At 60.8% G+C, this 12,885-nt stretch carries 14 protein-coding genes; 9 read left to right on the forward strand and 5 right to left on the reverse strand.

Annotation, left to right across the window (positions count from 1 at the left end):
• The first annotated feature begins 12 nt into the window (after window positions 1–12).
• Entirely contained in the window at window positions 13–300 is a 288-nt protein-coding gene (locus AC3WN7_RS18165; protein ID WP_095967852.1) for a DUF2782 domain-containing protein, read from the forward strand.
• Window positions 301–360: 60 nt separating this feature from the next.
• Window positions 361–1,311 (forward strand): homoserine kinase, encoded by a 951-nt coding sequence (locus AC3WN7_RS18170; RefSeq protein ID WP_102674490.1) that lies wholly within the window; start codon window positions 361–363, stop codon window positions 1,309–1,311.
• Window positions 1,312–1,354: 43 nt separating this feature from the next.
• Here AC3WN7_RS18170 and znuA read toward each other — a convergent pair whose 3' ends face one another.
• A complete protein-coding gene (znuA, locus tag AC3WN7_RS18175; RefSeq protein WP_102674502.1) occupies window positions 1,355–2,281 on the reverse strand; it encodes a zinc ABC transporter substrate-binding protein ZnuA in 927 nt (308 codons plus the stop codon).
• Window positions 2,282–2,347: 66 nt separating this feature from the next.
• Between znuA and zur the strand changes: the two genes are divergently transcribed.
• Genes zur through AC3WN7_RS18195 form a run of 4 tightly spaced genes read left to right on the forward strand, consistent with a single transcriptional unit; the run spans window position 2,348 to window position 5,150 of the window.
• A complete protein-coding gene (zur, locus tag AC3WN7_RS18180) occupies window positions 2,348–2,830 on the forward strand; it encodes a zinc uptake transcriptional repressor Zur (RefSeq protein WP_007969799.1) in 483 nt (160 codons plus the stop codon).
• Window positions 2,830–3,615 carry a zinc ABC transporter ATP-binding protein ZnuC gene (znuC, locus tag AC3WN7_RS18185; protein WP_095967855.1) on the forward strand — a complete coding sequence of 262 codons (786 nt, stop codon included), beginning with the start codon at window positions 2,830–2,832 and terminating at the stop codon, window positions 3,613–3,615. The genes zur and znuC overlap by 1 nt, the downstream gene beginning before the upstream one ends.
• Window positions 3,608–4,396, forward strand: coding sequence for a zinc ABC transporter permease subunit ZnuB (znuB, locus tag AC3WN7_RS18190; protein ID WP_015092904.1), 789 nt, complete (start codon window positions 3,608–3,610; stop codon window positions 4,394–4,396). The genes znuC and znuB overlap by 8 nt, the downstream gene beginning before the upstream one ends.
• A gap of 37 nt (window positions 4,397–4,433) precedes the next feature.
• Window positions 4,434–5,150, forward strand: a complete 717-nt coding sequence (locus AC3WN7_RS18195; RefSeq protein ID WP_095967856.1) for a PA5502 family lipoprotein — start codon at window positions 4,434–4,436, stop codon at window positions 5,148–5,150.
• Between the two features lie 106 nt (window positions 5,151–5,256).
• Here the strand turns inward: AC3WN7_RS18195 and katE are convergent, their stop codons facing one another.
• Window positions 5,257–7,395 (reverse strand): catalase HPII, encoded by a 2,139-nt coding sequence (gene katE / locus AC3WN7_RS18200; RefSeq protein ID WP_102674489.1) that lies wholly within the window; start codon window positions 7,393–7,395, stop codon window positions 5,257–5,259.
• A 210-nt stretch (window positions 7,396–7,605) separates the two neighbouring features.
• Here katE and AC3WN7_RS18205 point away from each other — a divergent pair, with 210 nt between their 5' ends.
• The 3 genes from AC3WN7_RS18205 to AC3WN7_RS18215 are packed head-to-tail and all read left to right on the forward strand — an operon-like array spanning window position 7,606 to window position 10,121.
• Window positions 7,606–8,613 carry a methionine ABC transporter ATP-binding protein gene (locus AC3WN7_RS18205; protein WP_015092901.1) on the forward strand — a complete coding sequence of 336 codons (1,008 nt, stop codon included), beginning with the start codon at window positions 7,606–7,608 and terminating at the stop codon, window positions 8,611–8,613.
• Window positions 8,613–9,287 carry a methionine ABC transporter permease gene (locus AC3WN7_RS18210; RefSeq protein WP_008018443.1) on the forward strand — a complete coding sequence of 225 codons (675 nt, stop codon included), beginning with the start codon at window positions 8,613–8,615 and terminating at the stop codon, window positions 9,285–9,287. The genes AC3WN7_RS18205 and AC3WN7_RS18210 overlap by 1 nt, the downstream gene beginning before the upstream one ends.
• 60 nt (window positions 9,288–9,347) lie before the next feature.
• Complete coding sequence (locus AC3WN7_RS18215) at window positions 9,348–10,121, forward strand: MetQ/NlpA family ABC transporter substrate-binding protein (protein ID WP_102674488.1); 774 nt, start codon at window positions 9,348–9,350, stop codon at window positions 10,119–10,121.
• 173 nt (window positions 10,122–10,294) lie between these two features.
• Here the strand turns inward: AC3WN7_RS18215 and AC3WN7_RS18220 are convergent, their stop codons facing one another.
• Genes AC3WN7_RS18220 through AC3WN7_RS18230 form a run of 3 tightly spaced genes read right to left on the reverse strand, consistent with a single transcriptional unit; the run spans window position 10,295 to window position 12,884 of the window.
• The gene (locus AC3WN7_RS18220; protein ID WP_095967859.1) at window positions 10,295–10,930 is read right to left on the reverse strand and encodes an SCO family protein; all 636 of its coding nucleotides are present in this window, start codon (window positions 10,928–10,930) and stop codon (window positions 10,295–10,297) included.
• Window positions 10,927–11,826 (reverse strand): heme o synthase, encoded by a 900-nt coding sequence (gene cyoE, locus AC3WN7_RS18225; protein ID WP_015092898.1) that lies wholly within the window; start codon window positions 11,824–11,826, stop codon window positions 10,927–10,929. Before cyoE ends, AC3WN7_RS18220 begins: the two co-directional genes overlap by 4 nt.
• Window positions 11,814–12,884 (reverse strand): COX15/CtaA family protein, encoded by a 1,071-nt coding sequence (locus AC3WN7_RS18230; protein WP_095967860.1) that lies wholly within the window; start codon window positions 12,882–12,884, stop codon window positions 11,814–11,816. The genes cyoE and AC3WN7_RS18230 overlap by 13 nt, the downstream gene beginning before the upstream one ends.
• Window position 12,885: the final 1 nt, after the last annotated feature.

The following is a 12,885-nucleotide window of genomic DNA, read 5'->3' on the forward strand; positions in this document are numbered from 1 at the left end:
GACAAGGTTATCATGCGCACACTAAATCGCCTGTTGCTGGCTGGCTTGTTTGCAATCACTCCATTGACCGTCATGGCGGCGGATGATGCACCGTCGGCAGACCCGGATGTGACCATTCGCACGGAAGGCGATAAAACCATTCAGGAATACCGGCAAAACGGCTTTTTGTACGCCATCAAGGTCACCCCAAAGGTTGGCAAACCGTATTTCCTGGTGCGTGCGGATGGCTCGGAGGGAAACTTCATCCGCTCTGATTACCCGGATATGCTGATTCCGGCGTGGGAAATTTTTAAGTGGTAAGTCGTCCCTAACTTTAATCGGCGCTGGCTCATGAGCGGCGCCCGTACTGGCAGTTTAAACATGTCTGTGTTCACCCCCCTGGCTCGGCCCGAGCTGGAAGCTTTTCTCGCCCCTTATGGCCTCGGCCGCCTGCTTGATTTCCAGGGGATTGCCGCCGGTAGCGAAAACACCAATTTTTTCATCAGCCTGGAGCAGGGCGAATTTGTCCTGACCCTGGTCGAGCGCGGTCCGGTTCAGGAAATGCCGTTCTTCATCGAATTGCTCGACGTGCTGCACGGCGCCGACCTGCCGGTGCCTTACGCCCTGCGCACCACCGACGGCGTGGCCTTGCGCGAACTGGCGGGCAAACCGGCATTGCTGCAACCACGTCTGGCCGGCAAGCACATCAAGCAAGCCAATGCGCAACATTGCGCACAGGTCGGTGAGTTGCTCGGCCATCTGCACCTGGCGACCCAGGCCAACATGATCAAGCGCAAAACCGATCGCGGCCTGGACTGGATGCTGGAAGAGGGCACGCAGTTCCTCTCGCACCTCGGTGCCGAACAGAAGGACCTGCTGCAACGGACGCTGGAAGAAATCACCCGACAGAAAGAAAAAATCCTCGCTCTGCCGCGGGCGAACATTCACGCCGACCTGTTCCGCGACAACGCGATGTTCGAAGGCACACACCTGACCGGACTGATCGACTTCTACAACGCCTGCTCCGGGCCGATGCTCTACGACGTAGCGATTGCCTTGAACGACTGGTGCTCGGACGACGATGGCGTGATCGATGGCCCGCGAGCACGGGCCTTGCTGGGCGCTTATGCGGCCTTGCGACCGTTCACCGCTGCCGAAGCCGAACTGTGGCCGACCATGCTGCGGGTGGCGTGCGTACGGTTCTGGTTGTCACGCTTGATCGCGGCGCAGGCGTTCGCCGGGCAGGACGTGTTGATTCACGACCCGATGGAGTTCCAGTTGCGCCTGGCTCAGCGGCAGACGGTCAATACGCCGTTGCCTTTCGCCCTTTAAAATGTGGTGAGGGGCTTGCCTCCTCACCACAGAGTTGTGTCAGTTACAACGACTCCAGGCACCCCGCCAGATCATTCCCCAATTTCTCCAGCACCTGCTCATAGCCCTGGGCAGTCGCCGGCGTGTAACCACCCAACGCATCCAGTTCCGCCAGCTTCACCGGCAAGCCCGCCACCAGAGTTTCCGCCAGGCGCGGACGCAGCGGTGGTTCGCTGAACACGCAGGTCTTGCCGACTTCCTGCAAGCGCGCGCGCATCGCCGCGACATGCTGGGCACCGGGTTGCACTTCGGCCGCGACGCTGAACACACCCACGTGCTTGAGGCCGTAGGCGTCTTCGAAGTAATCGAACGCTTCGTGGAACACGAAGTAAGGCTTGCCCTGAACATCGGCCAGGCGTTTCTTCAGGCGCGCATCCAACGCATCGAGACGCTCGTCGAAGGCTTTCAGGTTGCTCTGATAGCGCACGGCATTGTCAGGATCGGCGGCACTCAGGTCAGCCGCCATTTTCGTGGCGATGACCCGGGCGTTGACCGGCGACAGCCACAAATGCGCATCCAGGCTGCCTGGGCGATGATCGTGGTCGTGGTCGTGGTCGTCGGCTTCTTCGGCGTGGGAGTGGCTATCCTCGGCAAAACGGCGCAGTTTCATGCCTGGCAAATCCTGCACGGCCACGCTGGGCAGCGTACGACCATTGAGTACGCGAGGCAGGAAACCTTCCATGTCCGGGCCGATCCAGTACAGCAGGTCCACCGATTGCACCTTGCGTACGTCGGAAGGGCGCAGTGCATAGTTGTGCGGCGAGGCACCCGGTGGCAGCAAGACCTCAGGAATCGCCACGCCGTCCTGCACCGCTGCGGCGATCAACTGCAGGGGCTTGATGCTGGTAAGGACCTTGACCTCGGCCTGCGCCGGACCGATCAGCAGAAAACTTGCGAAAAATGCGACAAAGATAGAAAAAAGACGGGACACGATGACCACTCGAAGAGGCGAGAACGGGTAACATAATAACGTCTCTCACAAAACTCGTCGCCGCTCATGCTAAAAACACCGATTGCCAGCCGCCCCCACGACCACTCGCATTGCGTTCACAGCGCTTTGTCCGAGGCCGATGCCCTGTGCGCTCGTCAAGGCCTGCGCCTGACCGCATTGCGCCGGCGGGTGCTGGAACTGGTGTGGCAAAGCCACAAGCCGCTGGGTGCCTACGACATTCTTGCGGTTCTCAGCGAGCAGGACGGTCGCCGCGCTGCGCCACCGACGGTGTACCGCGCGCTGGATTTCCTGCTGGAAAACGGCCTGGTCCATCGGATTTCCTCGCTCAACGCCTTTATCGGCTGCAATCACCCGGAACATGCACACCAGGGTCAGTTCCTGATCTGCCGTGTGTGCCACGCCGCCATCGAGCTCGAGCAAAAATCCATCAGCGACGCGATCATCGCCAGCGCCAGGGATGTCGGGTTTATCGTCGAAGGCCAGACCGTCGAAGTGGTCGGTCTGTGCTCGGGTTGCCAGGGGGCTTGATGAGCAACGCGCTGATCCGTCTAGAGCAGGTTGCCGTCACGTTCGCCGGGCAACCGGTGCTGGACAACATTGAGCTGAGTGTCGAGCCTGGGCAGATCGTGACACTGATCGGCCCCAACGGCGCCGGCAAAACCACACTGGTACGTGCCGTGCTCGGCCTGTTGAAACCGGACAGCGGCAACGTCTGGCGCAAGCCCAAACTGCGGGTCGGCTACATGCCGCAGAAACTCCATGTCGACCCGACCCTGCCGCTGTCGGTGCTGCGCTTCCTGCGCCTGGTGCCGGGCGTAGACCGTGCGATGGCCTTGGCGGCACTCAAGGAAGTCGGTGCCGAGCAGGTCATCGACAGTCCGGTGCAAAGCGTTTCCGGTGGTGAAATGCAACGCGTGCTACTGGCCCGGGCCTTGTTGCGCGAACCGGAGTTGCTGGTACTCGACGAACCGGTACAGGGTGTCGACGTGGCCGGCCAGGCTGAGCTGTACAGCCTGATCACCCGCCTGCGCGACCGTCACGGTTGCGGCGTGCTGATGGTCTCCCACGATTTGCATCTGGTGATGAGCACCACGGATCAAGTGGTTTGCCTCAATCGTCACGTCTGCTGTTCAGGCCATCCCGAGCAGGTCAGCGGCGATCCGGCGTTCGTCGAGCTGTTCGGAAAAAACGCACAAAGCCTGGCGATTTATCACCACCATCACGACCACGCCCACGACTTGCACGGCTCAGTGGTCAAGGCGCCCGCATCGGGACAACCCCATGTTCACGGAGATGGCTGCAAGCATGGCTGATTTTCTGCTCTACGCCCTGCTTGCAGGTCTGGCACTGGCCGTTGTCGCAGGCCCGTTGGGGTCTTTCGTGGTCTGGCGACGCATGGCTTATTTTGGCGACACCCTGTCCCACGCGGCATTGCTCGGCGTGGCCTTGGGCTTCCTGCTGGACGTCAGCCCGACGGTTGCCGTGACCGTCGGCTGCTTGCTGTTGGCGGTGTTACTGGTGACCTTGCAACAACGCCAGCCCTTGGCATCCGACACGCTTTTGGGAATTCTCGCACCCAGCACGCTCTCACTGGGCCTGGTGGTACTAAGCTTCATGCACGAAGTGCGGATCGACCTGATGGCCTATCTGTTCGGCGATCTGCTGGCAATCAGTCCAACCGATCTGGCCTGGATTCTTGGCGGCAGTGCGGCCGTGCTGGCCTTGCTGGTTGCATTGTGGCGGCCATTGCTGGCGATCACGGTGCATGAAGAACTGGCCAGGGTCGAAGGCCTTCCGGTGGCCGGATTGCGCCTGGCGCTGATGTTGTTGATCGCCGTTGTGATTGCCGTGGCGATGAAAATCGTCGGCGTGCTACTGATCACTTCGTTGCTGATCATCCCGGCGGCGGCGGCACAACGTCACGCCCGCTCGCCGGAGCAGATGGCACTGGGCGCGAGCCTGCTGGGCATACTCGCCGTGTGTGGCGGGCTGGCGTTGTCCTGGTTCAAGGACACCCCGGCCGGCCCGTCGATTGTGGTGGCAGCCGCCGCGCTGTTTCTGCTGAGTTTTGTTCTGCCCCGCCGAGGGGTGTAGACTTGCTCGTTTTTTGCGCAAATAGAGAGTCGCAGGAATGAAGTCGTTCGCCTCCCGTTATCTGCTCCTTGTCGCATTTTCTTTGCTGCTGGGCGCCTGCCAAAGCACGCCACCGGCGGCCACCGAGGCCGCCAATGCGCGAGCCACGGCCATCGTACAGCTGGAACAAAACATCGCCAGCGATGAACTGGCCACCGCCGAAGACCAATTGGCGGCCTTGCAGGCCGAATCGCCCAACGATGCATCCCTTGAGCAGTACCAGCGGCAACTGGCCGAAGCCTATCTGCGCCGCAGCCAGATCGTGCTGCAAAAAGGTGATGTGGATGCCGCTGCAACCGCCCTGAGCCGTGCCCGCGCGTTGATGCCCAAGGCTCCGGCACTGACCGGCGGAGTCAACGGCTCGATTGCCCAGGCACGCAAGGCCGAGCTGGAAAAAGCCGAAGCGGCCCTGAAAGCTGCCGAAGCCAAGCCAAAAGCCAAAGTCATCGATCTGACGGCTGAAAGCACCACGGTCGCGCTGAATATCAACGATATGGGCAAACTGCGTCGCCAACTGGATGCCATCGCCGCCGATGTGGTGAATTTTCAGTGCGAGGTGAGCATTCAGGCTCCACGCACCGATGATTACCCTTGGCTGGCGACATTGCTGACAAAACGGGTGAACAAGCTCGATCCCGAGTTTGACCTGAAGCTGGAGCGACAGATTTTGCGCAGTGTTCCGGCGCAGATGGTTCTGAGTCCGCGTAAACCTTAAAAAGCTTCGCGAGCAAGCCCGCTCCCACATTGGATCTGTGCCCGCCACAGGACTCGTGTGGGAGCGGGCTTGCTCGCGAAGGCGGCCTTTCTGGCAATAAACATGTTCAGGCCGGAATCGCCCTGGCCTTCGCCTCCCTGTCCCAAACCCGATGCTGTCCGATCGCGGCAAAAAACCCTTTGATCAACTTCGCATCCGTCCCCACGATCAATCCCGCATCAGCCTCCAGCTTCAATACATCCAGCAACTGCTTCGCTTCACCCTGCAAGGCGATAGCCTTCAGATGCTTGTACGCCTCCAGCAGGTAATGCAACGCCACGCCGTCTGTACTCAGCGCCTTGATCGACGCGGCTCCGCCCGGCACGAACACCGCGTCGAATGCCACCGACGGCGAGCCCTCCATCGAAGCATCGACCGCCTGGGTTTTGCCATCGGCGGTTTTCACGGGTGCAGAGGTCGGCCCCAGTAACTTCGCGTGAGCGCCCTGCACTGCAAGCGCTTTTTTCATCGCATCAATCGCGGCGCTATCAACGCCATTGGCCGCCAGAATCGCGACTTTTCGCGTCTTGATGTTCTCCGGCAACAGATTGGCCTGGCTCAATGCCGGAGAGTGATCCGGTGCGGTTTTGCGTACCTCGACGGTTCCTTGAGCCGGCGCAGGCAATCCAAGGTTCTGCGCCACGCGCTTGGCCAACTCCAGATCGATATTGGCGAGAATTTCGTTCACTTCCCGGGCGCGGATCGCCTCACGCTCAACCTTGCCCAATTCAAAGCTGTAGGCCGAGATGATGTGCTCCCGTTCATGCTCACTCATGCTGTGGAAAAACAAACGAGCCTGGGAGAAGTGGTCAGCGAACGACTCGCTGCGCTGGCGAATCTTGTTGGCGTCGATGCGCTCCGGATAACTCTCGAATCCTCCATCCTGCGCCGAAACAGGCGTTTCCTTTGGCCAGCCGCCATCGATGGAGTTCGGCTCATAAGACGCACGTCCCTTGTCGATGGTGGTGCGGTGTTGCGCATCCCGCTGACCGTTGTGGAACAGTGAGACCGGACGGTTGATCGGGATTTCGTGAAAGTTCGGCCCGCCGAGTCGGCTGATTTGCGTGTCGGTGTAGGAAAACAATCGACCTTGCAGCAGGGGGTCGTTGGAGAAATCGATCCCCGGAACGATATGCCCGGGGCAGAAGGCAACCTGCTCGGTTTCGGCGAAGAAGTTGTCCGGGTTGCGGTTCAGCACCATCTTGCCCAACGGCGTGATGGGCACCAGTTCTTCGGGGATCAGCTTGGTCGGGTCGAGAATGTCGAAATCGAAGGCGTGTTCATTTTCTTCTTCGATGACCTGCACCCCCAACTCCCATTCCGGGTAGTCGCCGATCTCAATCGACTCCCACAGATCACGCCGATGGTAGTCGGCGTCCTTTCCCGCAAGCTTCTGCGCTTCGTCCCACACCAGGGAGCAAGTGCCGGCCGTAGGGCGCCAGTGGAATTTGACGAAGCGCGACTTGCCCTCGGCATTGATCAGGCGAAAGGTGTGCACGCCGAAGCCCTGCATGCTGCGCAGGCTTTTCGGGATTGCCCGGTCGGACATTGCCCACATCACCATGTGCGCCGACTCCGGCACCAACGAAACGAAGTCCCAGAAGGTGTCGTGGGCCGAGCCACCGGTAGGGATCTCGTTATGCGGCTCGGGTTTGACCGCGTGCACGAAGTCGGGAAACTTGATCGCATCCTGTATGAAAAACACCGGCATGTTATTGCCCACCAGGTCGAAGTTGCCTTCGTCGGTGAAGAACTTCACGGCGAAACCCCGTACATCACGCACGGTATCGCCTGACCCTCGCGGCCCCTGTACCGTGGAAAAGCGCACGAACACCGGCGTTTTCTTCGCGGGGTCCTGCAGGAAACCGGCCTTGGTCAGCACCGAGTGGTTTTCATAGCTCTGGAAATAACCGTGGGCGCCGGTGCCGCGAGCGTGAACGATGCGTTCGGGAATACGCTCGTGATCAAAATGCGTGATCTTTTCACGCATGATGAAATCTTCCAGCAGCGACGGCCCGCGGGGCCCGGCCTTCAGGGTGTTCTGGTTGTCCGCCACCTTCACGCCCTGGTTGGTGCGCAAGGCCTGCTCAGTGGCATCGGAGCGAAATGCTTTCAGGCTGTCGAGCTTGGCATTGGTGTTGTGGCGGTCCGGGGTATCGGTCCCGGCCAGGACGCTCTTGGTGGCGGCAGGCTTCTTGGTACTCATCAGGCGTGAACTCCTCAGGCATATTCCAGTGGCCTAAGTAGTGACTGACGAGCTTATTCAGCCGTTCCTTTTTTCTGACCTTTGATCGCGTTATTGCCAAATGACAGGACAAATGCGAAATAAATGCTAAGAACCTCTATACGGACAGGCTAAAATGCGCGCCCGGCTAACCGCTGACCCTTTTCTAACGCGCCCCACAAGGTTCGCTACGTGATCGAGTTTCAAAACGTCCATAAAACCTACCGCGTCGCCGGTAAGGAAATCCCCGCGCTGCATCCGACCAGTCTGACGATTGAGAACGGGCAGGTTTTCGGCTTGATCGGTCATTCCGGCGCAGGAAAAAGTACCCTGCTGCGTCTGATCAATCGCCTGGAAAACGCCAGTGGCGGCAAGATCACCGTCGACGGTGAAGAAGTCACCGCGCTCGACGCCAACGGCCTGCGCCGCTTCCGTCAGCAGGTCGGGATGATTTTCCAGCACTTCAACCTGCTGGCCTCCAAGACCGTCGCCGACAACGTCGCACTGCCACTGACCCTGGCCGGCGAACTGTCGCGCAGCGAGATCGATTCGCGCGTGGCCGAGTTGCTGGCGCGGGTCGGTTTGTCCGACCACGCGAAAAAGTACCCGGCGCAATTGTCCGGCGGGCAAAAGCAGCGTGTCGGCATTGCCCGCGCCCTGGCGACCAAGCCAAAAATCCTGCTGTGCGATGAAGCCACCAGCGCCCTCGACCCGCAAACCACCGCATCGGTCCTGCAATTGCTGGCCGAGATCAATCGCGAGCTGAAACTGACCATCGTGTTGATCACCCACGAAATGGACGTGATCCGCCGGGTCTGCGACCAGGTGGCCGTGATGGACGCCGGCATGATCGTCGAGCAAGGCTCGGTGGCCGAGGTGTTCCTGCATCCGAAGCACCCGACCACCAAACGCTTTGTGCAGGAAGACGAGCAGATCGACGAAAGCGAACAGCGTGACGACTTCGCTCACGTACCGGGACGCATCGTGCGTCTGACCTTCCAGGGCGATGCGACCTACGCACCGTTGCTGGGCACCGTCGCCCGGGAAACCGGGGTGGACTACAGCATCCTGGCCGGTCGTATCGACCGCATCAAAGACGTCCCTTACGGGCAACTGACCCTGGCCGTGACCGGCGGTGACATGGAAGCGGCGTTCGCCCGCTTCACCGCAGCCGACGTCCACATGGAGGTGCTGCGCTAATGGAAGCCCTGACAAGTTTCTTCGCCAATATCGACTGGCTCGAAATCTGGCTGGCCACCGGCGACACTTTGCTGATGCTCGGCGGTTCGCTGTTGTTCACCGTGCTGCTCGGCTTGCCGCTGGGCGTGCTGCTATTCCTCTGCAGCCCACGCCAGTTGCTGGAAGCCAAAGGCGTCTACGCGATGTTGTCGCTGGTGGTGAACATTCTGCGTTCGCTGCCGTTCATCATCCTGTTGATCGTGATGATTCCGTTCACCGTGTTGATCACCGGCACGTCCCTCGGTGTTGCCGGTGCGATCCCGCCGCTGGTGGTGGGCGCCACGCCGTTTTTCGCGCGCCTGGTGGAAACCGCCCTGCGTGAAGTGGACCGCGGCATCATCGAAGCCACCCAGGCCATGGGTGCGACCACGCGACAGATCATCACCAATGCGTTGCTGCCTGAGGCTCGTCCGGGCATTTTCGCGGCGATTACGGTGACCGCAATTACACTGGTGTCCTACACGGCGATGGCGGGTGTTGTCGGCGCCGGTGGTCTGGGTGACCTGGCGATCCGCTTCGGTTACCAGCGTTTCCAGACCGATGTGATGGTCGTGACGGTGGTGTTGCTGCTGGTCCTGGTCCAGGTACTACAAACCGTTGGCGACAAGTTGGTCGTCCACTTTTCCCGTAAGTAAGACATGAGCCGGCCATTCGCTGGCAGGCGCCAAACGGGCGCCTCACAAGGAGTTAGCTGAATGAAAAAACTACTCGTCGCCTTCGCTGCCGTTGCCGCATTCTCGGCCCACGCGGCTGACACCCTGACCGTCGCAGCCACCCCGGTGCCACACGCCGAGATCCTCGAATTCGTGAAGCCGACCCTGGCCAAAGAAGGCGTGGACCTGAAGGTCAAGGTCTTCACTGACTACATCCAGCCGAACGTGCAAGTCGCGGAAAAGCGCCTGGACGCCAACTTCTTCCAGCACCAGCCGTACCTGGATGAGTTCAACAAGGCCAAGAGCACAAACCTGGTCTCCGTCGCCGGCGTGCACCTGGAACCCCTGGGCGCTTACTCCAGCAAGTACAAGACCCTCGCTGAACTGCCTGGCGGCGCCAACGTGGTGATCCCGAACGACGCCACCAACGGCGGCCGTGCACTGTTGCTAATGGCCAAGGCCGGGCTGATCAAGTTGAAGGATTCGAACAACATCCTGTCGACCGTGAAGGACATCACCGAGAACACCAAGGACCTGAAAATCCGCGAACTGGAAGCCGCGACCATCCCGCGCGTGCTGACCCAGGTCGACCTGGCGCTGATCAACACCAACTACGCGCTGGAAGCCAAGCTCGATCCGGCCAAGGACGCGCTGGTCATCGAAGGCAACGACTCGCCGTACGTGAACATCCTGGTGGCTCGCCCGGATGACAAGGACAGCGAGGCGATGAAGAAGCTGGTTGCAGCTTTGCACAGCCCGGAAGTGAAGGCCTTCATCCTCGAGAAGTACAAAGGCGCGGTAGTGCCGGCGTTCTGATTGAACTGCGGAAACGAAACAGGGGACGCCAAGTGCGTCCCCTTTTTTGTGCCTTGAAATTTAGACCCCTGTGGGAGCGGGCTTGCTCGCGAAAGCGGTGTGTCAGCCACTATCAATGTCGGCTGAACCACCGCCTTCGCGAGCAAGCCCGCTCCCACAGGGTTTTGTGTCACTTAATTACGCTTGAGCATCACCGGCAACTGCGCCACCAGCTTCGCGTTGTTCAACGGCGCCCGGATGAAGCCGCGCTGCGTGCCATCCGGCCCGATCACCGCGAGGTTGCCACTGTGGTCGACCGTGTAGTTTGGCTTGTTGGTGTCCGCCGGAATGAACGGAATGCTCACCGCGTTGGAGACCTTTTGCAATTCATCGGTCGACTTTGGCGTCAGGCCGACAAACTGCGGGTCAAAGTAGCCCAGGTACTGCTTGAGCTGCTGGGGCGTGTCGCGATGGGGGTCGACGCTGACCAGCACGATCTGCAACTTATCCACCGCCTCGGGCGGCAACTCGCTCTTGATCTGTCGCAGCTGGGCGAGGGTGGTCGGGCAGACGTCCGGGCAGAAGGTGTAGCCGAAGAACAGCAGGCTCCACTTACCCTTCAATTCATTGATCGCGACCGGCTGGCCGTCCTGATTGGTCAACGTCACGTCCGGCAGATTGCGGCTCTGCGGCAGCAAAATGATACCGGCGTCGATCAGCGCCGTCGGGTCGCCCTGGTCTTTCCCGGACAGTACCTTGTTGACGGTCAGGCCCAGGATCAGTGCGACCAGGGCGACGAGGATGAAGACGGTTTTCTGGGTTCGAGTCATAGGTTCAACAGTAAGTAGTGGTCTACGAGCAGGGCGATAAACAGCAGGAACAAGTAGTAAATAGAGTACTTGAACGTGTTGATCGCCGCGTGCGGCCGAGTGCCACGGTACAACACCACGGCCCATTGCAGAAAGCGCGCGCCCAGCCCGAGCGCGCAGACCAGATAGAGCATACCGCTCATGTGGATCACGTAGGGCATCAGGCTGACGGCGAGCAGCGCAAAGGTATACAGCAGGATATGAATCTTGGTGTAGTGCTCGCCATGGGTGACCGGCAGCATCGGGATGTCGGCCTTGGCGTATTCCTCCTTGCGATGGATCGCCAACGCCCAGAAGTGCGGCGGGGTCCAGGCGAAGATGATCAGCACCAGCAGCAGCGGTTCGGCGCTGACGTGACCGGTGGCGGCAGTCCAGCCGAGCAAGGGCGGCGCGGCACCGGCCAGACCGCCGATGACGATGTTCTGCGGGGTCGCACGCTTGAGGAATCCGGTGTAGATCACCGCATAGCCAAGCAGCGAGGCGAGGGTCAGCCACGCGGTCAGCGGGTTGGTAAACGCCAGCAGCATGGCTTGCCCGAGAGCCGCCAACACCAGCGCGAACGTCAGCGCGGCGGTCGGAGATATCCGGCCTTCGGCGAGCGGCCGTTTGTGGGTGCGCGCCATCACCGCGTCGATGCGCCGGTCCACCACATGATTGACCGCCGCGGCGCCACCGGCACACAGGGCGATGCCCAGGTTGCCGAACACCAGCACCGTCCAGGGCACCCCGGCACGGGTCGCGAGGAACATCCCCACCAGTGACGTGATGAGCATCAGCACCACGACTTTGGGCTTTGTCAGTTCCAGGTAGTCACGCCAGATCGCCTGACTGGGACGTTCGCCGATCAGAATCGCCATGGCATCTCTCCTTTTATTGTTATGGGCCCGGCTGAGTGTTTACGCGGGCTGAAGTGCCAGCGTGCTTGCTTGACCCGGACCAGACTGGTTCGGGCGTGGTAATTGACCAGCACCATGGTCAGCAACAGCGCCGCGCCGCCCGCGTTATGTGCGACGGCCAGCGGCAGCGGCAGATGAAATAGCACGTTGCTGATGCCCAAAGTGATTTGTGCGCCAAGGGCGATCAGCACCAGGCCTGCCAGGCGCGTCATGCCGACCACCTTCAATTGCCAGGCCAGACCAAGCAACACCAGGGTGACCAGCAAGGCGCCGATGCGATGGGTCAGGTGGATGGCCGTACGGGCGTCGCTGTCCAGTTGCCCGCCGAGGTAATTCGGGCCGATGTGTTGGGTCAGATGAAAGCCATTGGCGAAGTCGGCGGGCGGCAACCACTGGCCGTGACAGGTCGGAAAGTCGATGCAGGCCACGGCGGCGTAGTTGGAACTGACCCAGCCACCGAGGGCGATTTGCCCGATCACCAGCAACAGCCCCGCCGTCGCCCAGTGTTGCAGACGTCGTGGCACGGTCAGCGCCGGCAGTACGCCGGACAGGCGCAAGGTCAGCAGAAACAACAGGCTCAAGGTCGCGAAGCCGCCAAGCAAATGCCCGGTGACCACCTGCGGCCAGAGCTTGAGCGTTACCGTCCACATGCCGAACGCGGCTTGGCCGAAGACCACCGCCAACAGAAACAATGGCAACTTCACCGGTTGCCCCGGATGACGGCGATGCAACCACGCACGACCGGCCAACACCGCGATCAACACGCCCAGCGTGCCAGCGAAGTAGCGGTGGATCATCTCGTTCCAGCCCTTGTGGGCCTCGACCGGAGCGTCCGGGAAATGCAATTCGGCATGGGCCAGCTGGGCTTCGCTTTTCGGCACGCTGATGAAACCGTAGCAGCCAGGCCAGTCCGGGCAGCCGAGGCCGGCGTGGGTCAGGCGGGTGTAGGCGCCGAGCAATACCACGATCAGTGCCAGCAAGGTGGCAAACAACGCGAGGCGAAATCCAGGCTTGGCCATG

It is taken from the genome of Pseudomonas sp. FW305-70, assembly GCF_058783925.1.